Origin of the sequence: Curtobacterium sp. SP.BCo, from assembly GCF_051903265.1 — a bacterium.
Classification (GTDB): Bacteria; Actinomycetota; Actinomycetes; order Actinomycetales; family Microbacteriaceae; genus Curtobacterium.
Genome location: NZ_CP194337.1, coordinates 3,330,325 through 3,355,584, shown reverse-complemented (window position 1 = coordinate 3,355,584; position 25,260 = coordinate 3,330,325). Strand labels below are relative to the sequence as shown.

Sequence of the window (25,260 nt, the reverse complement as noted above, 5' to 3'; positions counted from 1 at the left end):
CACGATACGGTGTGAGCGCTCACTCGATGACGAGCAGCAGGAGGAACGCATGACCGACGAGCGCCGACGACAGGTCCTGGACGGCCGCACGACCCTGGGGATCGAACTCGGCTCCACCCGCATCAAGGCCTGCCTGGTGGACGAGGACCTCGTGCCGATCGCCGCCGGCTCGCACGAGTGGGAGAACGAGTTCGTCGACGGGCGCTGGACCTACTCGCTCGAGGCCGTCGAGACCGGACTCCGCGCTGCCTACGCCGCGCTCGTCGCCGACGTCGAGGCGCAGTACGGCGTCGCCCCGACCACCTTCCGCGCCGCCGGTGTGAGCGCGATGATGCACGGGTACCTGGCGTTCGACGACGCCGGTGACCTGCTCGTCCCGTTCCGCACCTGGCGCAACACCTCGACCGGTCCCGCCGCCGAACGGCTCAGCGACGCCCTCGGCTGCAACATCCCGCTCCGCTGGTCGGTCGCGCACCTGTACCAGGCGGTCCTCGACCACGAGCCGCACGTCGCCGAGCTCGCCGGCATCACGACCCTCGCCGGGTACGTGCACCGTCGCCTCACCGGCCGGAACGTGCTCGGGGTCGGTGACGCCTCCGGGATGTTCCCGATCGACAGCGGCCCGGTCGAGAGCCGCCCGGGCGAGCCCGGCCACCGGGACTGGGACCGCGACGGGCTCGCCACGGCGCAGGACCTGCTGGGCGAGGCCGTCCCGGACCTCCGCGCCCTCCTGCCCGAGGTCCTCGTCGCCGGGGAGCACGCCGGCGACCTCACGCCCGACGGCGCCGCCTGGCTCGACCCGACCGGAACGCTGCAGCCCGGCGTCCCGCTCTGCCCGCCGGAGGGCGACGCCGGCACGGGCATGGTCGCGACGAACGCCGTCGCCCCGCGCACCGGGAACGTCAGTGTCGGCACGAGCATCTTCGCGATGGTCGTGCTCGAGCGCCCGTTGTCGACGCCGTACGAGGAACTCGACGTCGTGACGACGCCGTCCGGGGACGCCGTCGCGATGGTGCACTGCAACAACGGCGCGAGCGAGATCGCGAGCTGGGCGCGCGTGTTCGGCCGCTTCGCGGAGGCCGCGGGCGAGCGCACCGGCACGACGGCACCGGACATCGACACGGTCTACGCGACGCTGCTCGCCGAGGCCGAGCAGGCGGACCCGGACGCCGGCGGGCTGCTCTCGTTCAACTACCTGGCCGGTGAGCCGGTCACGCACGTGGAGGACGGCCGACCCCTGCTGCTCCGCACCCCGGACGCGCGCTTCACGCTGGGCAACCTGGTGCGCTCCGAGGTGCACGGCGCGTTCGCCACGCTCGCGATCGGCATGGAGGTCCTGCACGGCGACCACGTCCGGGTCGACCGGATGACGGCGCACGGCGGACTGTTCCGCACGCCCGGCGCACCGCAGCGGCTGCTCGCGGCGGCCCTGCGGGTGCCGGTCGCCCTCGAGGAGACCGCGGGCGAGGGCGGGGCCTGGGGCATCGCCGTCCTCGCGGCGTACCTCGAGCACACCGAGCACCAGCTCGCGGACTTCCTGGCCGACACCGTCTTCGGCGCGGGCACGGTCCACGTCGCCGACCCCGACCCGCGCGACGTCGAGGGGTTCCGGACGTACCTCGGCCGCTACCGGGCGGCCCTGCCCGTCCAGGCAGCGGCAGCAGCCGCGACCCGGCCGAGCACCGAGATGGGACCGGGCACCGCGACCGCACCGGGCACCGCGACCGGACCGGACACCGCGACCGGGCCCAGCGCCACCACCGACCACGGCGACCCGACGGCGGGAGCCGGACCGCGCCTCCAGGAAGAGGGAGTGACCCGATGACCGACGCAAGCGACACGACCACCCAGCAGGCGGTCGCCGCCACCCGCGAACGCGTCGCCCGGCTGCACGGCGAGCTCGTCCGCTACGGCCTGGTGATCTGGACCGGCGGCAACGTCTCCGAACGCGTGCCCGGGACGGACCTCTTCGTCATCAAGCCGTCCGGTGTCGCGAGCGACGACCTGACGCCGGCGAACCAGGTCGTCTGCACCCTCGACGGCGTCCCGGCCGAGGGCTGGGGCAACGAGCACGGCCCGTCCTCCGACACCGCAGCGCACGCCTACGTGTACCGGAACATGCCCGAGGTCGGCGGTGTCGTGCACACGCACTCCACCTACGCGACCGCCTGGGCCGCCCGTGCCGAGGAGATCCCGTGCGTGATCACGGCGATGGCCGACGAGTTCGGCGGACCGATCCCGGTCGGCCCGTTCGCGATCATCGGCGACGACTCGATCGGGCACGGCATCGTCGACACCCTCAGCGGACACCGGAGTCGCGCCGTCCTCATGCAGAACCACGGCGTGTTCACGATCGGCAAGGACGCGAAGGACGCGGTGAAGGCTGCCGTGATGTGCGAGGACGTCGCCCGGACGGTGCACGTCGCGAAGCAGGGCGGCGAGACCGTGCCGATCGCGCAGGAAGACATCGATCGACTCTTCGATCGCTACCAGAACGTCTACGGACAGAACCCCGAAGGAGCCATGCGATGACGCAGGTGAACCCCCAGGCCACCCTGGACAGCTACGAGGTCTGGTTCCTCACCGGTTCCCAGGGCCTGTACGGCGAGGAGACCCTCCGCCAGGTCGAGGCGCAGAGCAAGGCCGTGCACGCCGAACTCGCACCGCACGTACCGGTCCGGCTCGTGTGGAAGCCCGTGCTGAAGGACGCCGACGGCATCCGCCGGGCCCTGATCGAGGCCAGCGCCGACGACAAGGTGATCGGCGTCACCACCTGGATGCACACCTTCAGCCCCGCGAAGATGTGGATCGGCGGGCTGCAGGCGCTCACGAAGCCGCTGCTGCACCTGCACACGCAGGCGAACGTCACGCTGCCGTGGGCCGACATCGACTTCGACTTCATGAACCTCAACCAGGCCGCGCACGGCGACCGCGAGTTCGGGTACGCGCTGGCGCGCCTCGGCGTGCGGCACGCCACCGCGGTCGGCCACGTGTCCGACGAGCGCGTGCAGCAGCGTGTCGCGAACTGGACCCGGGCCGCAGCGGCAGCGGCATCGGTCCGCGAGCTCAAGCTCACGCGCTTCGGCGACAACATGCGGTACGTCGCCGTCACCGAGGGCGACAAGACCGAGGCGGAGATCGAGCTCGGCGTGCAGGTGAACACCTGGGCGGTGAACGAGCTGGCTGTGGCGGTGGACGCCGCAGCGGCGGACACGGCCGCGGTGGACGCCCTCGTGGCGGAGTACGACGCGCAGTACGACGTCGTCGACGACCTGCGTGACGGCGGACCACGCCGTGCCGCGCTCCGCGACGGCGCCGCGATCGAGATCGGTCTCCGCACCCTGCTCGAGCAGAACGGGTCCGCGGCCTTCACCACCAACTTCGAGGACCTCGGGACCCTCAAGCAGCTGCCGGGTCTCGCCGTGCAGCGCCTGATGGCCGACGGCTACGGCTTCGGCGCCGAGGGCGACTGGAAGACGGCCGTCCTGGTCCGGGCGATGAACGTCGCCGGCGCCGGGCTGCCCGGTGGCGCGAGCCTGATGGAGGACTACACCTACGACCTCACGCCGGGGGCGGAGAAGATCCTCGGCGCCCACATGCTCGAGGTGTCGCCCACGCTGAGCACCACGACGCCGACGCTCGAGATCCACCCGCTCGGCATCGGCGGCAAGGACGACCCGGTGCGCCTGGTCTTCACCGCCGACAGCGGCGAGGCCGTGGTGGTGGCGCTGTCCGACACCCGTGACGGCTTCCGGCTCACCGCGAACGTCGTCGACGTGGTGCCCCCGACCGAGGCTCTGCCGAAGCTCCCCGTCGGCCGTGCCGTCTGGGAGCCCCGCCCGTCGTTCCCGGTCGCCGCCGAGGCCTGGCTCACCGCCGGCGCCGCCCACCACACCGTGATGACGACCGCCGTCGGACTGCAGGTCGTCGAGGACTTCGCGACCATGGTCGGCACGGAGTTCCTCGTCATCGACGAACACACGACGGCGCGCGGGTTCCGCGACGAACTGCGGCTGCAGCAGACCTGGCACCGTCTCGACCGGGGGTTCTAGGCTCGTGACCGTGACCGCGACGACGCGTACGAACTGGGCAGGGAACGTCACCTACGGGGCGTCCGAACTCCTCTCGCCGACCTCCGTCGACGAGGTCCGACGCATCGTGGCGGTCACGCCGCGCCTGACGGCGCTCGGGTCGACGCACTCGTTCAACCGGATCGCGGACACCGACGCGGTGCAGGTGTCGTTGGCCGGGCTGCCGCCCCAGCTCGACATCGACACGGAACGTCGCGTCGTCCGCGTCGCCGCCGGCATGGTCCACAGCCAGGTGGCGGCCGGCCTGGAGGCGCGGGGCTGGGCCCTCGGGAACCTCGCCTCCCTGCCGCACATCTCCACGGCCGGCGCCGTCGCCACCGGCACGCACGGCTCCGGCGTCCGCAACCCGTCGCTCGCGCAGGCGGTGGTCGGCCTGGAGGTCGTCCGCGCCTCCGGGGACGTCGTGCGCATCGACGCCTCCACGCCGGACGGTGCCCTCGACGCGCACCGGGTGGCACTCGGCGCGCTCGGGATCGTCACGGCCGTGGAACTCGCGATCGAACCCACGTTCCAGGTCGCCACCACCGTGCACCTCGACCTGCCGTGGGACGCCGTCGCCGCACACTTCGACGACGTCGTGTCGGACGCCTACTCGGTGTCGCTCTTCACGTCCTTCGACGCCCGCGGTGCCCGGCAGGTCTGGGTGAAGCACCGCGTCGACGAGCCCGCGCCGGCCGTCGACCTGGTCGCACTCGGTGCCCGACCTGCGACCGGGCCCGTGCACCCGGGCGAGAACGACCCGGCCGGGGTCACCGAGCAGGGCGGCGTGCCCGGGCCGTGGTCGGAGCGCCTGCCGCACTTCCGGTCCTCGTTCACGCCGTCGACCGGGGCGGAGATCCAGGCGGAGTACCTCCTGCCGGCCGGCTCGGCGGTCGACGCGCTCGAGGCGCTCCGGCCGCTCGGGGAACTGTTCGCACCGCTCCTCATCGCCGCGGAGGTCCGCACGATCGCTCCCGACACCGCCTGGCTGGCGCCGTCGTCCGAGCGGCAGTCCGTCGGGATCCACTTCACCTTCCGGCGCGACCCGGTGGCCGTGGCAGCCGCGGTCGAGCGCATCGAGGAAGCCCTCGCTCCGTTCGCCGCGCGGCCGCACTGGGGCAAGGTCTCTGCGGCGAGTCCCGAGCGGCTGCACGAGGTCTACCCGCACCTGGCGGCGTTCGCTGCCCTGGCCCGCGACCTCGACCCGTCCGGGACGTTCCGCAACCCGTTCCTCACGACCGTCCTCGCCTGACGACCGAGGTCGTTCCCAGCGCACTCGGATGACTTGCCCGGTGCTCCCACCGGTGCGTTGCTGAGCGCTCACATGTGTGATCACAAAGGTTGGGGCATGGCGAACCTCAACCGGATCCTGGGCATGGCCTCGAAGGTCATCGACAAGCAGATGCAGAAGCGCGGGCAGGGGACACCGCAGCAGCCGTCGCAGCAGGGCGGCACCGACTGGCGGGACATCGTCCGGACGGCCGCGGACAAGCTGACCGGCGACGATCGCGGACGGCAGCAGGGGGCGCCGCAGTACGGCCAGCCGGAGTACGGCCAGCCGCAGCAGTACACGCCGCAGGGCGGTCAGTCGCAGCAGTCCGCGCCGCAGTACGGTCAGCCGCAGCAGTCCGCGCCGCAGCAGGCGGCGGGCCAGCAGCGCGGTCCGGTCGACGCCGACCGCGTCGCGATCGCGAAGTACGACTACCTCCTCCGCACCGCGCCACCCGAGCAGCTCGAACAGGTCCACCACGACGCGTTCGCCCGGCTGACCCCGGCGCAGCGACAGCAGATCCGGAACCGCCTGAACTCGGAGCTGCCGCCGCACGAGCACCTCCGTGACGACTCCGCCGGCGGCATGGCGCGCGCGATGACCCGCGGTGAGGTCAGCCGGCCCGGGCTGGTCCGACGGGTGCTCGGCGGAGCGGGCGGACGGAACGGTGCACCAGGCGGTCGCGGCCGCGGGGGCGCCTTCGCCGGTGGTGCGGCGGTCGGGGCGGGAGCGATGGCGCTCGGCGGCCTGGGCGCCGCGGTGGCCGGTGGCGCGGTGCTGAGTGCCGCGGCCGGGCCGATCCTCAGCGAGGCGGCGGGGCTGGGCGTGGACTTCGAGGGCATCGCCTCGGGCATCGGCGACCTCGGGCTGGGGGACCTCGGCGGCGGCGTCGAGGGGCTCGTCGGCGAGGGGGAGCAGCTGCTCGGTGGCTTCGGCGATCAGGCCTCGAACCTCGGCGAGCAGGCGTCGAACCTCGGCGAGCAGGCGTCGAACCTCGGCAACGACCTGCTCGGCGGCCTGTTCGACCGGTGACGCGCGAACACCGGACGAACTCCGTGCGAACGCATCGGGAATAGCGGGAGGCGACGCGGCACTTGGACCGTTACGTCGTGCGACGTCCGTCGCGCGCGGGATTCGGACGGGCGACCGTCGCGGTGTCAGGATGGACGCCGCCCGGTGACCCGTCCCGGACCCTGCAGTGACCACCCCACGGTCGCCCCCATCCCCTTCCCACGAGGAGCAGCATCGTCATGAGACGCCCCAAGCGCCTGACCATCACCGCGGCGGTCGCCGCAGCAGCAGCCCTGGTCCTCACCGGCTGCTCGGGCGGAGGGGCCTCGGACGACGCTTCGGGCGGCACGGCCAAGGGCGGCACGCTCAACATCCTGACGACGGCCACCGCGGTGCACCTCGACCCGGCGACCAGCCAGAACCTCAACATCACGACGCTCGGCCTCGTACTGCGTCGCCTCACCGCGTGGGACGTCGAGCCGGGCAAGACGGCGAAGGTCGTCCCGGACCTCGCGACGAACACCGGCGACTCGAGCGACGGCGGCAAGACCTGGACCTACCACCTCAAGAAGGGGCTGAAGTTCCAGGACGGCACGGCGATCACCACGAAGGACATCAAGTGGGGCATCGAGCGTTCGTTCGCTCCGACCCTCACCGGTGGCCTGAGCTACCACAAGTCGCTCCTCGTCGGCGGTGACACGTACAAGGGCCCGTTCGACGGCAAGACCCTGGACAGCATCGAGACGCCCGACGACAGCACGATCGTCTTCAAGCTGAACGCGGCGTACGGCGACTGGCCGTGGCTCGTGTCGATGCCGGCGTTCGCCCCGGTCCCCGAGGGCGACGGCACCGACACCGGCGCCTACGACGCCAAGCCCGTCGCGTCCGGCCCGTACCAGGTGCAGTCGAACACCCAGGGCTCGCAGATCACCCTCGTCCGGAACAAGGAGTGGAGCGCGTCGACCGACGACGTCCGCACCGCCGGCCCCTCGAAGGTCGTCTTCAAGGAGAGCCAGGACCCGTCGACGGTCACCCAGACGCTCATCGCCGACAACGGCGACGCGAAGGACTCCTTCGGCGCCACGTACCTCGGTGCGGCCGAGCTGAACCAGGTGCGCTCGAACCCGTCCGCGCAGGACCGCCTCGCCACGTCGAAGGCCGGCCCGATCACCTACATGGCGATCAACACGCAGAAGGGTTCGCTCAAGGACCTGAAGGTCCGCCAGGCACTGCAGTACGCCGTCGACAAGAAGTCCTACCGCATCGCCGCGGGTGGTGCCCTCGCCGGGACCTACGCGACGACCCTGATCACCCCGGGCATCGCCGGTCGTCAGGACTACGACCTCTACAAGCCGGGTGCGTCCGGTGACGTCGCGAAGGCGAAGAAGCTCCTGCAGGAGGCCGGCGTCTCCGACCTCACGCTCACGCTCGCCACGCCGAACGACCCGTCGAGCCTCGCCCAGTCGCAGGCCCTGCAGGCCGGGCTCAAGCGCGCCGGCATCACGGTCACGCTGAAGCCGCTCGACTCCGACTCGTTCTACACGGCGACGACCGACGGCACCGACTTCGACCTGGCGCTGTTCAGCTGGCAGCCGGACTTCCCGAGCGCGAACGCCAACATCCAGCCGCTCTACGACTCGTCGCAGATCGGTGGCGGCGGCTACAACGTCTCGAAGTACAGCAACCCCGCGGTGGACGCGCTCATCAAGGAGGCCAGCGCGACCGTCGACCAGCAGGACGCGCAGAAGCTCTGGGCCGAGGCGGACAAGAAGATCATGGCCGACGCCCCGATCGTGCCGCTGACCTACGCGAAGCAGTCGTTCCTCGCCGGTTCGGACGTGCAGAACTTCCAGATCGCGGACTTCCCGGCGTACCCGAACTACCTCAAGGTCTCGCTCGCGAAGTGAGTGCACCGCTGCTCGAGGTCGAGGGGCTCCGCGTCGCGTTCGGCGACGCGGAGCCCGTCGTCCGTGACGTCTCCTTCACCCTGACGCCCGGGCGGGTGCTCGCCCTCGTCGGCGAGTCCGGCTCGGGCAAGTCCGTCAGCGCGATGAGCGTGCTCGGCCTGCTCCCGCCGGAGGCCCGCGTCTCCGGAAGCATCCGATTCCGCGGAACGGAGCTCGTCGGCGCGTCCGACGACGCCCTGCGTGGCGTCCGCGGTGCGGGCATCGGGGTGGTGTTCCAGGAGCCGATGAACTCCTTCACACCGGTGCTCTCGATCGGCACGCAGATCACCGAAGCGGTCACGGCGCACCCGACGGACCTCGACCGCGCCGGGGTCTCCACCCGGGTCGACGACCTGCTGCGGTCCGCGGGGCTGTCCGACCCGGAGCGCATCCGGAAGGCCTACCCGCACGAGCTCTCCGGCGGGCAGCTGCAGCGCGCGATGATCGCGATGGCGCTCGCGGGCGACCCGGTCGCGCTCATCGCGGACGAGCCGACGACGGCGCTGGACGTCACGGTGCAGGCGGGGATCCTCGACCTGCTCCGCACCCTCGGCCGCGAGCGCTCGCTCGCCGTGCTGCTCATCACGCACGACATGGGCGTGGTGGCGGACGTCGCCGACGAGGTCCTCGTGATGCGTCGGGGCGACCCGGTCGAGCACGGCACCGTCGCCGAGGTCTTCGCGCACCCGAGCGCCGAGTACACCCGTGCGCTCCTCGACGCGGTCCCCAGCCTGGAGGCGCGGGGTGCGTCCGCCACGGACGCATCCGCGCCCGAGACTCGGCCTGGCGGACAGGATCCGGCCCCCGGAACCCGTGCGGTGTCCGCGGAGCCGAGCCATGGCTCGGCGTCTGCCGACGCGCACGACGCGAGCCGCGCCTCCCGGCCGGTGGTCGCGCAGCTGCGCGACGTCGCGGTGCGGTACGCACGCCGCGGGGAACCGACGGTCTCGGGCATCGACTTCGGACTCCGCGCCGGCGAGACCCTCGGCCTCGTGGGGGAGTCGGGCTCCGGCAAGTCGACCATCGGGCGGGCACTCGCCGGCCTCGTGCCGGTCGTCGCCGGCTCGGTCGAGGTCGACGGCAGCGACCTCCGCACGGCACGTGGTCGACGGCTCCGCGAGCTGCGCAGTCGCGTGGGCATCGTCTTCCAGGACCCGGCGTCCTCGCTCAACCCGCGCCAGACCATCGGGTGGAGCATCGCCGAGCCGCTCCTGGTGCACGGCACCGCCTCCGCCGCCGAGCGTGCGGAACGGGTGCGGGAGCTCCTCGTCGCGGTGCAGCTCGACCCGTCGTGGGCCGAGCGGTTCCCGCACCAGCTCTCCGGTGGCCAGCGGCAGCGCGTCGCCGTCGCCCGCGCGCTCGCCCTGCGGCCCGCGCTCGTGATCGCGGACGAGCCGACCTCCGCCCTCGACGTCACCGTTCAGGCCGCCGTGCTCGACCTGCTCGCCGACCTGCAACAGGAGTTCGGCTTCGGGATGCTGCTCATCAGCCACGACCTCGCCGTCGTCCGGCAGCTCGCCGACGAGGTCGTGGTGCTGCACCGCGGCCGCGTCGTCGAACGGGGCACCACCGACGCCGTGCTCGACGACCCGCAGCAGGACTACACGCGCATGCTCCTCGCGGCGGCGCCCGTCGCCGACCCGGTGCGACAGGCCGCACGGCGCGAGGCCTGGCGCGCATGGGAAGGGGTGGCCTCGTGACCGCCAACGTCGTCGACCGTCCGGTCTCCGCGTCCGCCGGTCGGAGCACCGGCTTCCGCGCCGTCGTGCGCCGCGTCCGGCAGGACCGTTGGGCCGTGGCGTCCGCGGCCGTCATCGTCGTGTTCGTCGTCGTCGCGGTCGCCGCGCCGCTCATCGCCGCCGTGACCGGGCAGGACCCGTACGGCTACCACATCGACGCGCTGAACTCGTTCGGTGCCCCGAAGGGCGTCGGCGGCGGGATCAGCGGTGCGCACTGGTTCGGCGTGGAGCCCCTCACCGGGCGCGATCTGTTCGCCATCGTGACCTACGGTGCCCGGACCTCGCTCGGCATCGGGCTCGCCGCCACCGTGCTGTCGATCGTGATCGGCGTGCTCGTCGGCGTCACGACCGGGTTCTTCGGCGGCTGGTACGACCGGGTGCTGTCCCGGGTCGTCGACGTCATCTTCGGGTTCCCCTCGCTCGTGTTCATGATCGCCCTCACCGCGATCGTGCCGACCTCGTTCCCGAAGCCCGTCCTCGTCGTGCTCGTCATCGGCTTCTTCGGGTGGCCGTCCGTCGCCCGTGTCGTCCGTGGTCAGACGCTGTCGCTCGTGAGCCGGAACTACGTGGTCGCCTCCACCGCGATGGGCGCCGGCCGCTGGCACGTCATCCGGACCCAGCTCCTGCCGAACCTCGCCGCGACGATCACCGTGTACGCGACGATCTCGATCCCGTCGATGATCGGTGCCGAGGCCGCCCTGTCCTTCCTCGCCGTCGGCGTCACGCCGCCGACGCCGTCGTGGGGTCGCAGCATCGGCGACGCGATCGGGTGGGTGCAGACCGACCCGATGTACCTCGTGTTCCCCGGTCTGGCACTGTTCCTGATCACCCTGGCGTTCAACGTGCTCGGCGATGCGCTGCGCGATGCCCTCGACCCCCGTGGAGGTGCACGATGAGCACGTTCCGCTTCATCGCCATCCGCGTCCTCGGCGCCGCGGTCGTGCTGCTCGTCGTCGCCGCCATCACCTACGCGCTGTTCATGCTGCTGCCGACGAACCCGGCGCGGGCGATCTGCGACAAGCCCTGCACGCCGGACCGCCTCCGGGAGGTCCAGGCGTTCCTCGGCACCGACAAGCCGTGGATCGCGCAGTTCGGCGCCTACCTGGCCGGGATCTTCGCGGGTCGGACGTTCGGTTCGGGTGCCTCCGTCATCCACTGCGCCGCGCCGTGCTTCGGGTACTCGTTCCAGCTGCACGACAGCGTCACGAACCTGATCCTGTCCCGCCTGCCCGTCACCGCCTCCATCGCCGTCGGCGCCGCGGTGCTGTGGCTCGTGGCCGGTGTCGCCGGGGGAGCGCTCTCCGCCCTGCGACGGGGGACCTTCGTCGACCGTGCCGTGATGACCGTCGCGGTCGCCGGGGTGTCCGCACCCTCGTACCTCGTCGGCCTGCTCGGCATCCTGCTGTTCGGGTTCGTGCTCGGCATCCTGCCGACGAGCGGGTACGTGGCGTTCGGCGACGACCCCGTCGGGTGGCTCACCCACCTGATCCTGCCGTGGTGCGTGCTCGCGTTCATCAGCGCGGCGATCTACGCGCGGCTGACGCGGGGCGAGATGCTCGAGTCGATGTCGCAGGACTTCGTCCGGACCGCTCGCGCGAAGGGCCTGCGGGAGCGCCAGGTCGTCGTGCGGCACGGCCTCCGGACGGCGATCCTGCCCGTCGTGACGCTGTTCGGGCTCGACCTCGGCTCGCTGCTCGGCGGCGCCGTGATCACCGAGAAGGTGTTCTCGATGCAGGGCCTCGGAGCGCTCCTGATCGACGCCGTGCACACGCTCGACCTGCAGGTCGTCGTCGGCTTCACGCTGTTCTCGGCGTTGCTCATCGTCACCGCCAACGTGATCGTCGACGTCGTGTACGCGTTCGTCGACCCCCGCGTCCGCCGCCGGGCCTGAGCCGCGGTCCCGCACCCTCGGGGCGGGGCGTGGTTCCGCACGGTCGCCAACAACCGAGGTCATGCCGAACCACGAGATTCCACGGTGCGACGTGACTTCGGTGGTGCGGGTCCAGACGGTGCCGCGGGTCAGGCCGGACGCGACCCGTCCCACCACCGCAGCACCCGGGTGCCGGACAGGGTGAGCCACTTCGAGGGTTCGCCGGCGGGGACGTCCACCTCGAACCACTGCCGACCGGGCGGACGTTCGCCCTGGGTCCAGGTGCCGTCCTCGTTCCGTGCCGCGCGGACGACCTCGATCGCCTCGGCGGCGCGCGGGTCGGGCGCGGTCCCGTCGTGCAGGGCGGCGGCGCGGAGGTGGTCGGTCGCGCGGAGCGCCGTGTAGATCCACCGGAACGGGTACGCGAAACGGTGGACCCAGGGCCCGACGACCTCGCCGTCGGACCTCCGGCGCATCAGCCCGCGTTCGAGCAGGTACTCCGCGCCGCGGTGTCGGGCGTCCCGGAGGTCGGAGACCCGAGGGTGGACACCGCCGGTCGACTGCTCGTGCTGCAGCAGTCCGTCCAGCACGTTCAACGTGGAGTGGAACGAGGAGACCGTCGACCCCTCCACCCACTCGCAGTTCCACCCGCCGTCGGACTGCTGGTGCTCGAGCAGCCAGTCCGCGATCCCGTCGACGTCGGCACCGAGCCACGCCCCGTTCGCGAGGGTGAACGCGTTGATGCAGCAGTCCACCTCGCCGGCCCAGTACGGCAGCTGCTCGTACTCCCACCGGCTGTTCGCGTCGAGCCGCGCGGCGGTGTCCCCGAGCACCGCGGCGTCGACACCCCAGTCCCGCAGGGCGTTGAGCGACCACGTCGTCGCCGTGTACGGCTGGCCAGGGCCCTGCGCTTCGGGGCCCTCGAAGTCGAAGTCCGCCGGGAAGTACGCGCCGCCGGCCCACTGGCCGTCTGGATCCTGCCGGGCGAGGAGCGCCGCGCCGAATCCCTCGGTCGACACCCGGGTGCGGGTGCGTTCCCACACCGACGGCGGGGCACCGACGAGGTCGCGCTCGACCTGCCAGCGGAGCGCCGGGTCGGAGTCGAGCAGCCAGTCGATCACGGGGTCGTCGTCCATGGCGCGGAGACTACGCCGGTCCTCCGTCGCCGGTCCTACCGGACGTACCGGTAGGACGCGCCGTCGTCCGTCCGTTCGAGCACCCCGAGGTCGACCGCGTCCCGCCGCACGATCGCGACGTCCTCGGCGAACATCGCGATCGCCGCGTTCAGCACCGGCTCGGGCACTGGGCGTGTGGTCCCGAGCCGGTCGAACACGAGCTGCACGATGCGTACCGACAACGGGTGCCGTTGGTCGTCGGGCACGGCCATCCGCCCGATCCGGTCGAACTCGAGCAGCGCCGCCGACCCCTGCAGCCGTTGGAGGTCCTGCGCCGTCCGGCCGAGCAGCGGTGTGTCCGGTCCGTCGTCGCCGAGCCAGTCGAAGGCCCCGATCGCCGCGCGGGTGCGGTCGTCCAGCTCGGCGTCGCCCACCACCGCTGCCCGGAGCGTCGGACTCGCCAGCACCGCGACGGCCTGCCGAGCCCGACCCACCGCGGTCGACCGTTCGCTCACGAGTCGGCCACCAGACGGTCCGGGTGCCACTTCGACCACTTCTCGCGCACCGCGTCGTCGATCGGGACGTCGAAGTGGCGTGCCACGAGGAGCACCTGCGCGAGCACGTCCATCAGAAGTACGTGATGCCGTGCGGCGTCCGGGGCGGCGTGAGCATCGCGCGGAGCAGGGCCGGCGCAGCCGGGTCCACCGCGCGGACCAGGCCGGCTGCTGCCAGGGTGACCGGCGACACCGATCCCAGGAGCAGCGCGCCGAGGTCCGCGACGTCGAGCTGGAGGTCGGAGCCGGCCACGTCGACGTCGTCCGAGGTCTTCGTGACGGTGCCACGGCCCTCCAGGACGTCCAGGCGGTACGTGCCGGAGGTGAACCCGAGCGCGTCGGTGACGGCAAGCGTCAGCGAACCGTCGACGGCGTAGGGCCGCGAGGTGAGCACCGCCGCGACGTCGAGGATCCGCAGCCAGACGTGGTCTTCCTCGTGGTCGACGTCGTACGCGCGGTTGTCGCCGAGTGCCGCGACGATCGGGTCGTCGAGCCGCGAGCGGTTGTACGTGACGACGTCGTTGAGGTCGATCGAGAGCAGGAACTCCCACAGCGACAGGTACGCGGCGTCGGTGGCGTAGACCAGGTCGACGACCTGCAGCACGGTGTCGCCGTCGCGGCTCTCCTTCACGCGCCAGGTGACGTAGCCGTCGACCTCGTCGGAGTCGTCCGGGCGGTGCACCGCTGCGCGGACGTCCTTCGCCTGCTCGCCGTCGTTGCCGAGGAGCCCGAACGCGACGGGCCAGGTTCCGGCGTTCCGCACCATCGAGCCCGGCGTGCGGGCGGTGAAGCGGTCGAACACGGCGCGACCGGTCCCGGCGGCGAGCCACTGGGGGGTGACGACGCTCACGACGCCGGTGGTCGGCGCGAGGAACGGCAGGGCGCGGTTGCGACGGACGCTGACGGCGCGCTCGCGGATGGCGCTCCCGAAGCCGAAGCGGCGGTAGATGGTGCCCTCGGACGCGGTCAGCGACGCGATCGCGTAGCCCTCGGCGACGCCGCGCTCCAGCGCGTGCGTCATCATCCGGCGGAGGATGCCCCGGCGACGCTCGGTGGGGCGGACCGTGACGGCCGAGATCGCCTGCGTGTCGATGGACGACCCGTCGCCCCAGCTGAGTGCCTTCCGGAACCAGGCGAACGTACCGGCGGGCCATGTCTCGTCGACGGAGCCGGTCGCGGGACGACGGACGTAGGCGCCGAGCCAGGTGTTGCCGTCCTCGACGAAGTGGCCGACCATGCGGGCCGCCGCCTCGTCACCGGGGTGTGTCTCGTGGAACCCGAGCCCGACGGCCTGCATCCAGGACTCGGTCTCGGCGTTCGGTGCCCCCTTGTCGTCCGTCCCGGGCGCGAACTCGCGCAGCTCGTAGCGGTCGTCGAATGCCTCGTTGCTCACCCTTCGACACTATCGGTGGCCGGTGACGAACGGGGGTGCGGGATCTGTCGGGGCGCGGGATGCCGGACTGGAGGCGCGGGGCGGCCCGGCACCGTGCCTCCGGTCCGCAACGGGGCCGGATCCGACTGTTGCTTCGATTTCGAAGCAGTGTTACCGTCTCACCAGATGCTTCGAGTTCGAAGCACATGACGAAGGGCAAGACCATGCAGGCAGTGCAGTACGAACAGGTCGGCGGACCCGAGGTGCTCGAGGTCGTCGACGTCGCGGTCCCGACGCTCGGCCCCGGCGAGGTCCGGATCCGCGTCGCTGCGTCGGCGTTCAACGCGGCGGACAACGGGATGCGGGCGGGCTTCCTGCCGATCCCGATCGAGCTGCCGCACATCCCCGGCTACGACGTGTCCGGGACGGTCGACGCGATCGGGGACGGTGTCACCGGCACCGCGGTCGGCGATGCCGTGATCGGGTTCCTCCCGATGGAACGGAACGGTGCGGCCGCCGAGTACGTCGTCGCGCCGGCCGAGTCCGTCGTCCCCGCGCCGACGTCCGTGCCGCTGGCCGACGCCGCCGCGCTGCCGTCGGTCGCGCTGACGGCATGGCAGGCCCTGTTCGACGAGGGTTCGCTCCGGTCCGGGCAGCGGGTGCTGATCGTCGGTGCCGGCGGCGTCGTCGGCAAGTACGCCGTGCAGCTCGCGAAGCGCGCCGGTGCGCACGTCATCGCCACGGCGAGTCCGCGGAGTGCGGCGGCGGTCACGGCTGCCGGGGCGGACCAGGTCGTCGACCACACCGCCACCGACCTCCTCGCCGCGGTCGACGGACAGGTCGACGTCCTGCTGAACCTGGCGCCGATCGACCCCGAGGACTTCGCCTCGTCCGTCGCGCTGGTCCGGGACGGCGGTGTCGTCGTCAGCACCACGGCGTTCATGGCGACGCCGGGCGACGACGGGCGTGGGGTCCGTGCTGAGACGGTGTTCGTGCGGCCGGACCGCGAACGGCTCGCGGAGCTCGTGTCGCTCGTCGACGCCGGAGCGCTGACGATCGAGGTCGGCCGCCGGATCACGCTCGACGAGCTCCCCGCCCTGCACGCCGAGGCTGCGGACACCGGCGTCGTCGGCAAGGTGATCGTGCTGGTGTGACCGCCCGGACGTGCTCGCTAGCCGTCGAGCAGCTCGGCCGCGCGGTGCTCCGGGACCCCGAGCAGGAGCAGGCTCGACGTCGTCGCCCCGCGGACGCCGAGGTCGTGACGGGTCAGGTCGTGGTCGGCGATGGCGAACACCGCCGACCACGAGACCTGCGCCAGGACCTCGGCGGGCAGGTGCGTCCCGAACACCTGGTCCGCCTGACCGCGACGGACCAGGTCGGCGAGCGCTTCGTCGACCGGGGCGAGCAGGGCGTGGATCTCCGGCCCGAACACGCCGCGACGCAGGACGACGAGCACACGGTAGCGGTGCACGAGCGGCCAGATCCGCGCGATGACGTCGACCCAGACGGCGTCTGCCGGGCGGTCAGGGGTCGCGACGGCGCGCATCACGTCGAGCATCTCGCCGGCCGCCCGCCTCGTGAGCGCGAGCACGAGGTCCGAGCGTGTCGAGAAGTAGCCGTAGACCGTGCGGCGGACGACTCCGGCGGCAGCCGCGATGTCCCCGATGCCGGCGTCCGGATCGGCCCCGAGGACCTCGGTGGCGACGTCGAGGATCCACTCGTCGGTCGGGGTCCCGGTGGGGCGGTCGATCGCGTGCACGATCCGATCATTGCACACGGGTGTGCAATCGGCGTACGCTCCGTTGCACACCGGTGTGCAATCGGGCACGCCGAGACAGGAGCGCACGATGAACGCATCCACCGCGGCGACGGTCGGGGCCGTCCGCCCGTTCCGCATCGACGTCCCCGACGCCGACCTCGACGACCTCGCGCGGCGACTGGCGACGACCCGATGGCCGGCCCCGGAGACCGTGCCCGACTGGTCGCAGGGCGTCCGCCTCCCGAGTGCCCAGGAACTCGTCGAGCACTGGCGGGACCGGTACGACTGGCGTCGCTCGGAAGCCGCGCTGAACTCGTTCCCGCAGTTCCTCACCGAGATCGACGGGCTCGACGTCCACTTCGTCCACGTGCGGTCCCGGACCCCGGGCGCGCTGCCGCTGCTCCTCACGCACGGCTGGCCGGGCTCGGTCGCCGACTTCGCGGGACTCATCGGGCCGCTGACCGACCCTGCCGCGTTCGGCGGGCGCGCGGAGGACGCCTTCGACGTCGTCATCCCCGCGCTGCCGGGGGCCGGGTGGTCGGGCAAGCCGACCGGGCCGGGGTGGACCGTGCAGCGGATCGCCGCCGCCTGGGCGGAGCTGATGGGACGGCTCGGCTACTCGGAGTGGGTCGCGCACGGCGGGGACTGGGGCGGTGCGGTAACCACGGCCCTCGGCGTGGCTCGGCCCGCGGGGCTCCTCGGCATCCACCTCAGCACCCCGTACGCGTTCCCGGCCGAGATCCCGTCGGTGCTGTCGCCGGCGGAGCGCCGTGCGGTCGACGGGCTCGCCCGGTACGCCGGCGAGCTCGGTGGGTCGAACCACCTGCAGGGGACCAGGCCGCAGACGGTCGGCTTCGCGCTGGCGGACTCGCCCGTCGGGCAGGCGGCGTGGATATACGAGAAGTACCAGTCGAAGACGGACAACCGTGGTCGAGCGGAGGACGCGATCGACGTCGACCGGATCCTGGACACGATCTCGATCTCGTGGTTCACGAACAGCGGGGCCTCCTCCGGGCGCGTCTACTGGGACAACCGCTCAGCGACGATGGCCGGCCCGCACCTCGACCTCCCGGTCGCGGTCACGGTGTTCCCGCACGACCTCCCGGTGCTGCCGCGGAGCTGGATCGAGGACGCCTACAGCGACCTGGTCCACTTCGGCGAAGCCGAGCACGGCGGGCACTTCGCCGCACTCGAGCAGCCCGCGTTCCTCGCCGCCGAGATCAGGACGGGGCTCCACGGGCTGGGGCGCTGAGACGTCCGCCCGCCGTGCGCTCAGGCCACGACGACCTCGTGGCCGGACGCAGCCGACTCGTAGATCGCGGCGAGGATCTTCGTCATCACCAGGCCGTGCGTCGCCGGGACGGCCGACGGTGTGCCGTCCCGGACCGCGGCGACGAACCCGTCGATCTCGTTCTGGAACCCGGCCTCCATCTCGAACGTCGTCGAGTCGATCTGCGGGGCGAGGGTGACGATCGTGTCGTGCTGCTCGGTGAACACCAGGAGCTCCGGCTCGAGCTCCGCGCCGCCCCGGTCCCCGTAGAGCCGCACACCGACCTCGTCCCGGCCGTGCAACGAGTAGGACACGTCGACGTTCAGCACGGCCCCGTTGTCGAACCGGATGACCGCTCCCGCCAGGTCCTCGACGGTGTTCTCCGACGCGTCGTGGTCGGACGACCTCCACCGCGTGAGGTTCTCGATGTTGCCGCGGTCGCCCACCCGGTCGGACGTGAACCCGGTGACGGAGACCACCGTCGGCATCCCCATGAGCCACCAGGCGATGTCGATGAAGTGGACGCCGACGTCGATCAGCGGGCCGCCACCCGACACGCTGCGGTCGGCGAACCATCCGCCCGGGTTGCCGGCTCGTCGCAGGCACGTCGCCTTCGCGTAGTAGACCTCGCCGAGGTCGCCCGCGTCGACGAAGGTCTTCAGGACGGTGGCGTTCGTCGACCACCGGCGGACGTACCCGACCTGGAGGATGCCGGGCGCGACGGCCTCGGCCGCGACGAGGGCTTCCGCGTCGGCCACCGTCCGCGCCATCGGCTTCTCGACCAGCACGCTCTTGCCCGCCCCGAGCGCGGCGATGGCGATCTGCACGTGGGTGTCGTTCCTCGTGCAGATCGACACGGCGTCCACCGCGGGGTCAGCGAGGAGCTCCTCGACCGAGGCGTACGCGGACGCGGCACCGAACTGGTCGGCGCGGGCTCGTGCCCGGTCGACGGCGATGTCCGCGACGGCGACGATCTCGACGTCCGGGTTCGCGGCGTAGGCGGCGAGGTGGAACTCGGCGATGTTGCCGGCGCCGACGACGCCGATCCCGATGGTGCTCATGCGGTCGCTTCCTCCCAGTACCGGCGGGCGTTGGCCAGGCCGGTGGTGACGGCCACGCCCGGGTCCTCGAGGCCCTCGAACTCGATCGACACCGGGCCGTCGAAGCCGCTCGCGGCGATCAGCCCGACGAGCGCCCGCACCGGCAGGTCGCCGTGCCCGACGATCGTGCCGAGGATGCTCCGGCCGGCGGCAGTGGTCAGCCAGCCGTCGCCGGGACGGTGGTCCCGCACCAGGAAGTCCTTGAGGTGGACGACGGCGGCCATCGGGAGCGACCGCGGGACGGCGGCGAGCGGGTCTTCGTCGAGGCAGAGGAAGTTGCCGACGTCGAGCAGCATCCGGAAGTTCGGGCGGTCGACCGCGTACACCAGGCGGCGCAGACGCTCGCTGTTGTTGATGAAGAACCCGTGGTTCTCCACCGTCGTGGTGATCCCGAGACCGGCGGCGTGGTCGGCGAGCTCCTGGCAGATCGGGACGATCCGGGCGAGGGTCGTCTCGTACTCGGCCTGGTCGGCGTCCCGCCAGGCCCACTCGACGACGTCGTGCCGGAACCGCGTGATCCCGAGCCGGTGCGCCACGTCGAGGTGCTGTCGGACGCGATCGAGCTGGGCCGCGGTGTCCTCCGCTCGGAAGTCGGCGCCGATCACGTAGTTCGCGAGCTCGACCCCGCGCGCCGCCGCGTGCTCGCGGACCTCGTCGACGAGGTCGGGCTCGGCGAGGAACCGGTCGGTGAGGCTCGCGACCTCGACGTGGTCGGCGCCGGCGCGGGCGATCCGGTCGATGACGTCCGTGAAGGACATCGTGCCGGAGTCGAGCGCGGCGGCGAAGCTGTAGGAGCTGACGCCGAGTCGCATGGGCGGACCTCTTCCGAAGGGGTCGTGCGGAATCGCGGGACGTCTCGAACGTACGGGCTCGTCGGACGGTTGTCACGACATTGCCGGACCCGTGCGTTCGCCCTGCAGATCGGCATCCTGCTGGCCTCGTCCACATCGGCGCCCGATGCCGGTCGCCGGGAGGGGTTGACGCCGCCCAGCGACGCTCGTACTGTTCTGGTGTACATACACAGTTGTCGAGGAGTCGCGTGCGGATCATCTTGTCGAGCACCAGTTCGGTGCCGATGTACGAGCAGATCAAGACGCAGGTCCGCAACGCGGTGCACGCGGGGGAACTGCTCGAGGGCGCGCTCCTGCCGTCCCTCCGGCAGCTCGCGCTCGAACTGCGGGTCAGCGTCATCACCGTGACCCGCGCCTACAACGACCTGGTGGCCGAAGGGCTCGTCTCGAACGAGCACGGACGCGGCTTCGTCGTCCGGGCGATCGACGCCGACCTCGCGGGCTCCGCACTCGCCGCACGGGTCGACAGCGCGACCGACGAACTGGTCCAGGCAGCCCGCGCCGCACGCATGACCATCGACGACATCCGACGGAAGGTCGAAGAGCAATGGAACCGTCCCTGACCGACACTGCGATCACCATCCGCTCGCTGCACCGGCAGCAGGGCGCCTTCGCGCTGCGCGACGTCGACGTCACCGTGCCGACGGGTCTCGTGACCGGGCTGGTGGGACCGAACGGCGCCGGCAAGACCACCCTGGTCAAGACCGTGCTCGGTCTCGTCGGCGCCGAGTCCGGCTCCGTCAGCCTGTTCGGCGGTGCTCGCCCGACGGACCCGGTCGTCCGCGACCGCATCGGCGTCGTGCTCGACCAGGTCACCGCCGCGCCCGAGTGGCGTGTCGGTTCGATCGGGAGGTACGTCGGGCTGCTCTTCGACCGTTGGGACGACCGGCGTTTCCGCGAGCTGCTCGACCGCTACGGCGTCCCCGTGGGCAACCGGGTGGGCGGGCTCTCCCGTGGACAGAGCGTGAAGCTCTCCCTGGCGATGGCCCTCGCACACCAGCCCGACCTGCTCGTGCTCGACGAACCCTCGAGCGGGCTGGATCCGGTGGCCCGGCGCGACCTCGCCGACACCATCCGCGAGTTCGTGCTGGATCCGGACCACACCGTGCTCTTCTCGACCCACATCACCGAGGAGCTCGACGACCTCGCCGACCACCTCGTGGTGCTCGACGCCGGCCGGGTCGCCTACGAGGGCGGCGTCGACGAACTGCACGAGCAGTTCGCCGTCGTGCGCGGGGCCGGTCCGTTCCCCGAGGTCGCCGCGCCCTCGACCATCGGGCTCCGTCGCGACGGCACCGGCCGGTGGGAAGGGCTCATCCGTGCCGGCGACACCGCGTGGTTCGGGCCGGACGTCGTCATCGACCAAGCCTCGACCGACGACGTCGTCGTGCACTTCGCCGAACACAGCAGCCCGCACCGGAAGGAGATCGCCGCATGACCACCACCGCCCTCCGCTTCGCCCGTTTCGACCTCGTGAGCATGGCGCGCACACAGCCGCTCCGGATCGTGCTGCCCCTCCTCTTCACCGTCGTCTTCTCGGTCACCCTGCCGGTCCCCGGTCTCGGTGTCGTCGTCGGTGCCGTCGTCGCCTCGGTCTCCGCGTCGATCCCGTTCCAGGGCGACGAGCGCGGTCGGCTCGACACCCTCTACGGGATCGCTCCGATCGCCCGGCGCGCCGTCGTCGTCGGCCGGTACCTGTCGATGGCGCTCTTCGCGGTCGTCGCCGTCGGCCTCGGAGCGGTGACCACCGTGGTCACGGGCGCGCTGCGGCACCAGGACATCGGGTGGCCGCTCGTCGCGACGATGCTCCTCGGGGCCACGGCGTGCGTCGGGCTCGCCTACGCGGTGCAGTTGCCGTGGTTCTTCGCGCTCGGGTTCACGCGTGGGCGGCCGATGGTCTACATCCCGGTCGCGATCATCGCGGTCGTCGGGTTCGTCGTCGGGCAGGCCGGATGGTTCGGCGAGGTCGAGCCGGCCGACCTCGTGGCTCCGTCGCCGACGCTCGTCGGGATCGTCGTCGTCGCGGTGGCAGCGGCGATCGCCGTGTCCGCGACGATCGCCGTGCGGCTGTACCAGCGCCGGGAACTCTGAGCTCAGACCGCGTCGAGCTCCCGCCGCAGCGCGTCCACGAACGTGTCGATGTCCTGCTCGGACGTGTCGTAGGCGCACATCCAGCGGACCTCGTTGCGGCTGGCGTCCCAGTCGTAGAACCGGAAGTGCTGCCGGAGCCGGTCGGCCACGCCGGCGGGCAGGGTCGCGAAGACCCCGTTCGCCTGCGTCTCCTGGCTGAAGCCGACGCCCTGGATGCTGCCGTCGGCGATGCCCGCTTCCAGTGCTCCACGGAGCCGGAGCGCCATCGCGTTGGCGTGGCCGGCGGAGCGCAGGTACAGGTCGTCGGTCAGCAATGCGATGAGCTGCGCCGACACGAACCGCATCTTCGACGAGAGCTGCATGTTCATCTTGCGCAGGTAGTGCAGGCCCTCGGACGCCGCGGGGTCCAGCACGACGATGGCCTCGCCGTAGAGCATGCCGTTCTTCGTGCCGCCGAAGCTCAGGACGTCGACGCCGGCGTCGGTCGTGAACGCGCGCAGCGGCACGCCGAGCGTCGCCGCCGCGTTCGAGATGCGGGCACCGTCCATGTGCAGCGTCATGCCGAGCGAGTGGACGTGGTCCGCGATCGCCCGGACCTCCTCCACCGTGTAGGCCGTGCCGAGCTCGGTGGTCTGCGTGATGGACACGACGAGCGGCTGGGCGCGGTGCTCGTCGCCCCAGCCCCAGGCCTCCTTGTCGATGAGCGCCGGGGTGAGCTTGCCGTCGGGGGTCTCGACGGGCAGCAGCTTGATGCCGCCGACGCGCTCGGGTGCGCCGGCCTCGTCGGTGTGGATGTGCGCGGTCGTGGTGCACACCACGGCGCCCCATCGCGGGAGCATCGACTGCAGGCCGACGACGTTCGCGCCGGTGCCGTTGAACACCGGGAACACCTGGGCCTGGGTGCCGAAGTGTGCGCCGAAGACCTCCTGCAGACGGGCCGTGTAGACGTCCTCGCCGTAGGCGATCTGGTGGCCGTCGTTGGCCGCGGCGATCGCGTCGAGGATCTCGGGGTGGATGCCTGCGTAGTTGTCCGAGGCGAAGCCCCGCAGGTCCAGGTCGTGGAGTCGGAGGGTCACGTGTTCATCCTAGGGAGGCGGGGGCGAGCGGCAGTCTGGCACCGTTGACGTCGGACGACGGAGCCGACCAGAGACGGACGACCGCGTCGCCGAGCCGGTCCTCGAGCCCCGCCAACCCGCCGACCACGAACACCGTCGCCGCGGCGGTGTCGGGTGCGTCCTTGCGGAGGCCCTGGGCGACGGCGCGCACCCAGGCGTCGGCGGCCGCCTTGGCGGCGGCGTAGTTCGCGGCGCCCGCCGTGGGGGAGTCCACCGCGGTCGACGAGATGACCGCCAGGCGTCCCGCGGGCGAGGCGACCAGGTCGTCGTAGCAGGCGCGCGTGGTGTTCCGCAGCGTGCGGAAGCCGCGGTCGAAGAAGTCCCAGTCGTCGTCCGACTGGCCGGTGATCCCGCCACCGCCCCGCCACCCGCCGACCAGGTGGACCAGGCCGTCGACGTGGCCGGCGGCGCCGCGCACCGAGGCGACCAGCGCGTCGACCGCGGAACGGTCCGTGAGGTCGCACGTGTGGGTGGTGACCGACGGGACGGCGGCGCGGAGTGCCTCCAGGGCGTCCGGTCGCAACCCGACCGCGTGCACCACCGCACCGGCGTCCGCCAGCGCACGCACCACCGCCGTACCGCTGGTGCTGGTCGCACCCGCGACCAGCACCGTGCGGCCGGCCGGCGACCCGCTGTTCACGCGGCGTCCGGCTCGGACGTCGTGCCCGTGATGCCGGCCGTCGACGCGATCACGCCGGCCATCTTCTTGTTGAGCGCCTCGTAGAACATCGACAGCGGGAACTCGTCGTCGAGCACCGCGTCGGTGTAGCCCTTCGGGGGCCCGGCCAGCGTCTCGGCCGGGAGCCCGCGCGCCCACGCGGACGCCGGGTGCGGGGTCAGGGTGCGGGTGAGCATCTCGTAGGCGGCGAGCCAGTGCGCCGCCTTCGGCCGGTCGATCGACCGCCAGTACAGCTCGTTGATCTGGTCGCTGAGTGCGATGACGACGTCGGGGACCGCGTCCCAGTCGATGGTGAGCTGGGTGTCGGTCCAGTGCAGGACGTCGTGCTGGTGCAGCCACGCGAACAGCAGCTGGCCGCCGAGCCCGTCGTAGTTCCGGACGCGGCTGCCGGTGATCGCGAAGCGGAAGATCCGGTCGAAGATCACCGCGTACTGCACGAGCTTCGCGTGGTCACGGATCGACCGCTCCGACTCGGACAGCTCGGCATCGGGCCGGTCCGAGAGCGACCGCTGCAGTCGCACGCTCTCCCGGAACGCCGTCAGGTCGCAGCGCAGCTCCTCCAGCGAGTACAGGAAGAACGGCATCCGCTGCTTGATCATGAACGGGTCGAAGGGCAGGTCGCCACGCATGTGCGAACGGTCGTGGATGATGTCCCACATCACGAAGACCCGCTCGGTGAGCTGCTGGTCGTCGAGCATGGTGGCCGCGTCGTCCGGGAGGTCGAGCTTCGTGATCGCCGCGGCCGCGCGGACCACACGGCGGTACCGGGCGGCCTCGCGGTCCTGGAAGATCGCACCCCAGGTGAACGCCGGGATCTCGCGCATCGCGACGGTCTCCGGGAAGAGCACGGCGGAGTTCGTGTCGTAGCCGGGCGTGAAGTCGACGAACCGGAGTGCGACGAAGAGCGCGTTGCCGTAGTCGCCGGCTTCGAGTTCGGCGATGAACTCCGGCCAGATCACCTCGACGAGGACGGCTTCGAGCAGACGGGAGGAACTGCCGTTCTGCGTGTACATCGGGAACACCACCAGGTGCCCGAGCCCGTCGACACGGTGCTGCTGCGGCTGGAAGGCGTTCAGCGAGTCGAGGAAGTCCGGGACGCCGAACCCGTCCTGCTGCCACCGTTCGAGGTCACGCTGCAGTGCGCTGAGGTACGCCGCGTCGTGCGGGAACGACGGTGCCAGTTCGGCGATCGCCGGGAGGATCGTGGCCAGGTGGCGGGATGCGACCGGGTGGTCCGCGGGCTCGGGGACCGACCCGTCCTCGGCCTGCACCGTCCGGAACGCCACGACGGCGTCCCGGAGCCGCAGCCACGCCGGATGGTCGGCGACGTCCCGCACGCCCCGGTGGTCCTCGACGACCTCGGGTTCTCCGACGATGGCGTCCTGCGTGAACCTCTGGACGAACTGCGACATGTCGAACCTCCCGTCATCGGGTCGGGCCGGGAATGC

The 25,260-nt window shown here is 71.8% G+C and carries 23 protein-coding genes; 14 read left to right on the top strand and 9 right to left on the bottom strand.

Features of this window, described 5'->3' with window-relative positions:
* Nucleotides 1–49 precede the first annotated feature (49 nt).
* From ACRQ4B_RS15875 to ACRQ4B_RS15835, 9 genes are all read left to right on the top strand, one after another.
* Nucleotides 50–1,825 carry a xylulokinase gene (locus ACRQ4B_RS15875; protein ID WP_439692357.1) on the top strand — a complete coding sequence of 592 codons (1,776 nt, stop codon included), beginning with the start codon at nt 50–52 and terminating at the stop codon, nt 1,823–1,825.
* A complete protein-coding gene (locus ACRQ4B_RS15870; protein ID WP_439692356.1) occupies nt 1,822–2,532 on the top strand; it encodes an L-ribulose-5-phosphate 4-epimerase in 711 nt (236 codons plus the stop codon). The genes ACRQ4B_RS15875 and ACRQ4B_RS15870 overlap by 4 nt, the downstream gene beginning before the upstream one ends.
* Nucleotides 2,529–4,052 (top strand): L-arabinose isomerase, encoded by a 1,524-nt coding sequence (araA, locus tag ACRQ4B_RS15865; RefSeq protein ID WP_439692355.1) that lies wholly within the window; start codon nt 2,529–2,531, stop codon nt 4,050–4,052. Before ACRQ4B_RS15870 ends, araA begins: the two co-directional genes overlap by 4 nt.
* A 10-nt stretch (nt 4,053–4,062) precedes the next feature.
* Entirely contained in the window at nt 4,063–5,322 is a 1,260-nt protein-coding gene (locus ACRQ4B_RS15860) for an FAD-binding protein (RefSeq protein WP_439692354.1), read from the top strand.
* 96 nt (nt 5,323–5,418) lie between these two features.
* Nucleotides 5,419–6,372: a hypothetical protein gene (locus ACRQ4B_RS15855; RefSeq protein WP_439692353.1), complete on the top strand. Its 954-nt coding sequence runs from the start codon at nt 5,419–5,421 to the stop codon at nt 6,370–6,372.
* Between the two features lie 218 nt (nt 6,373–6,590).
* On the top strand, nt 6,591–8,258 hold the full coding sequence (locus ACRQ4B_RS15850; RefSeq protein ID WP_439692352.1) for an ABC transporter substrate-binding protein: 1,668 nt from the start codon (nt 6,591–6,593) through the stop codon (nt 8,256–8,258).
* Nucleotides 8,255–9,997: a dipeptide ABC transporter ATP-binding protein gene (locus tag ACRQ4B_RS15845; RefSeq protein ID WP_439692351.1), complete on the top strand. Its 1,743-nt coding sequence runs from the start codon at nt 8,255–8,257 to the stop codon at nt 9,995–9,997. Before ACRQ4B_RS15850 ends, ACRQ4B_RS15845 begins: the two co-directional genes overlap by 4 nt.
* Nucleotides 9,994–10,932: an ABC transporter permease gene (locus ACRQ4B_RS15840; RefSeq protein ID WP_439692350.1), complete on the top strand. Its 939-nt coding sequence runs from the start codon at nt 9,994–9,996 to the stop codon at nt 10,930–10,932. Before ACRQ4B_RS15845 ends, ACRQ4B_RS15840 begins: the two co-directional genes overlap by 4 nt.
* Nucleotides 10,929–11,927: an ABC transporter permease gene (locus ACRQ4B_RS15835; protein ID WP_439692349.1), complete on the top strand. Its 999-nt coding sequence runs from the start codon at nt 10,929–10,931 to the stop codon at nt 11,925–11,927. Before ACRQ4B_RS15840 ends, ACRQ4B_RS15835 begins: the two co-directional genes overlap by 4 nt.
* Before the next feature lie 128 nt (nt 11,928–12,055).
* Here ACRQ4B_RS15835 and ACRQ4B_RS15830 read toward each other — a convergent pair whose 3' ends face one another.
* From ACRQ4B_RS15830 to ACRQ4B_RS15820, 3 genes are all read right to left on the bottom strand, one after another.
* Entirely contained in the window at nt 12,056–13,042 is a 987-nt protein-coding gene (locus tag ACRQ4B_RS15830; RefSeq protein WP_439692348.1) for a squalene cyclase, read from the bottom strand.
* 35 nt (nt 13,043–13,077) lie between these two features.
* Nucleotides 13,078–13,536: a DUF2087 domain-containing protein gene (locus ACRQ4B_RS15825; protein ID WP_439692347.1), complete on the bottom strand. Its 459-nt coding sequence runs from the start codon at nt 13,534–13,536 to the stop codon at nt 13,078–13,080.
* 112 nt (nt 13,537–13,648) lie between these two features.
* Nucleotides 13,649–14,968, bottom strand: a complete 1,320-nt coding sequence (locus ACRQ4B_RS15820; protein ID WP_439692346.1) for a GNAT family N-acetyltransferase — start codon at nt 14,966–14,968, stop codon at nt 13,649–13,651.
* Nucleotides 14,969–15,153: 185 nt separating this feature from the next.
* Between ACRQ4B_RS15820 and ACRQ4B_RS15815 the strand changes: the two genes are divergently transcribed.
* Nucleotides 15,154–16,101 (top strand): NADP-dependent oxidoreductase, encoded by a 948-nt coding sequence (locus ACRQ4B_RS15815; protein WP_439692345.1) that lies wholly within the window; start codon nt 15,154–15,156, stop codon nt 16,099–16,101.
* Between the two features lie 17 nt (nt 16,102–16,118).
* Here ACRQ4B_RS15815 and ACRQ4B_RS15810 read toward each other — a convergent pair whose 3' ends face one another.
* Nucleotides 16,119–16,706: a TetR/AcrR family transcriptional regulator gene (locus ACRQ4B_RS15810; protein ID WP_439692344.1), complete on the bottom strand. Its 588-nt coding sequence runs from the start codon at nt 16,704–16,706 to the stop codon at nt 16,119–16,121.
* Nucleotides 16,707–16,794: 88 nt separating this feature from the next.
* Between ACRQ4B_RS15810 and ACRQ4B_RS15805 the strand changes: the two genes are divergently transcribed.
* Nucleotides 16,795–17,958: an epoxide hydrolase family protein gene (locus ACRQ4B_RS15805; RefSeq protein WP_439692343.1), complete on the top strand. Its 1,164-nt coding sequence runs from the start codon at nt 16,795–16,797 to the stop codon at nt 17,956–17,958.
* Nucleotides 17,959–17,978: 20 nt separating this feature from the next.
* Here the strand turns inward: ACRQ4B_RS15805 and ACRQ4B_RS15800 are convergent, their stop codons facing one another.
* Nucleotides 17,979–19,037 carry a Gfo/Idh/MocA family protein gene (locus tag ACRQ4B_RS15800; RefSeq protein ID WP_439692342.1) on the bottom strand — a complete coding sequence of 353 codons (1,059 nt, stop codon included), beginning with the start codon at nt 19,035–19,037 and terminating at the stop codon, nt 17,979–17,981.
* Nucleotides 19,034–19,888, bottom strand: coding sequence for a sugar phosphate isomerase/epimerase family protein (locus ACRQ4B_RS15795; protein ID WP_439692341.1), 855 nt, complete (start codon nt 19,886–19,888; stop codon nt 19,034–19,036). Before ACRQ4B_RS15795 ends, ACRQ4B_RS15800 begins: the two co-directional genes overlap by 4 nt.
* A 227-nt stretch (nt 19,889–20,115) precedes the next feature.
* On the opposite strand from ACRQ4B_RS15795, the gene ACRQ4B_RS15790 reads away from it, so the two are divergent.
* From ACRQ4B_RS15790 to ACRQ4B_RS15780, 3 genes are read left to right on the top strand one after another with little or no spacing between them, the layout of a single operon-like run.
* Nucleotides 20,116–20,490: a GntR family transcriptional regulator gene (locus ACRQ4B_RS15790; protein ID WP_439692340.1), complete on the top strand. Its 375-nt coding sequence runs from the start codon at nt 20,116–20,118 to the stop codon at nt 20,488–20,490.
* Entirely contained in the window at nt 20,475–21,365 is an 891-nt protein-coding gene (locus ACRQ4B_RS15785; protein ID WP_439692339.1) for an ABC transporter ATP-binding protein, read from the top strand. Before ACRQ4B_RS15790 ends, ACRQ4B_RS15785 begins: the two co-directional genes overlap by 16 nt.
* Complete coding sequence (locus ACRQ4B_RS15780) at nt 21,362–22,018, top strand: ABC-2 transporter permease (RefSeq protein WP_439692338.1); 657 nt, start codon at nt 21,362–21,364, stop codon at nt 22,016–22,018. Before ACRQ4B_RS15785 ends, ACRQ4B_RS15780 begins: the two co-directional genes overlap by 4 nt.
* Nucleotides 22,019–22,020: 2 nt before the next feature.
* On the opposite strand, the gene ACRQ4B_RS15775 is transcribed toward ACRQ4B_RS15780, so the two are convergent.
* From ACRQ4B_RS15775 to ACRQ4B_RS15765, 3 genes are read right to left on the bottom strand one after another with little or no spacing between them, the layout of a single operon-like run.
* Nucleotides 22,021–23,094 carry a threonine aldolase family protein gene (locus tag ACRQ4B_RS15775; protein WP_439692337.1) on the bottom strand — a complete coding sequence of 358 codons (1,074 nt, stop codon included), beginning with the start codon at nt 23,092–23,094 and terminating at the stop codon, nt 22,021–22,023.
* Nucleotides 23,095–23,098: 4 nt separating this feature from the next.
* A complete protein-coding gene (locus ACRQ4B_RS15770; protein ID WP_439692336.1) occupies nt 23,099–23,773 on the bottom strand; it encodes an SDR family oxidoreductase in 675 nt (224 codons plus the stop codon).
* Entirely contained in the window at nt 23,770–25,224 is a 1,455-nt protein-coding gene (locus ACRQ4B_RS15765) for a DUF6421 family protein (protein WP_439692335.1), read from the bottom strand. The genes ACRQ4B_RS15770 and ACRQ4B_RS15765 overlap by 4 nt, the downstream gene beginning before the upstream one ends.
* Nucleotides 25,225–25,260: the final 36 nt, after the last annotated feature.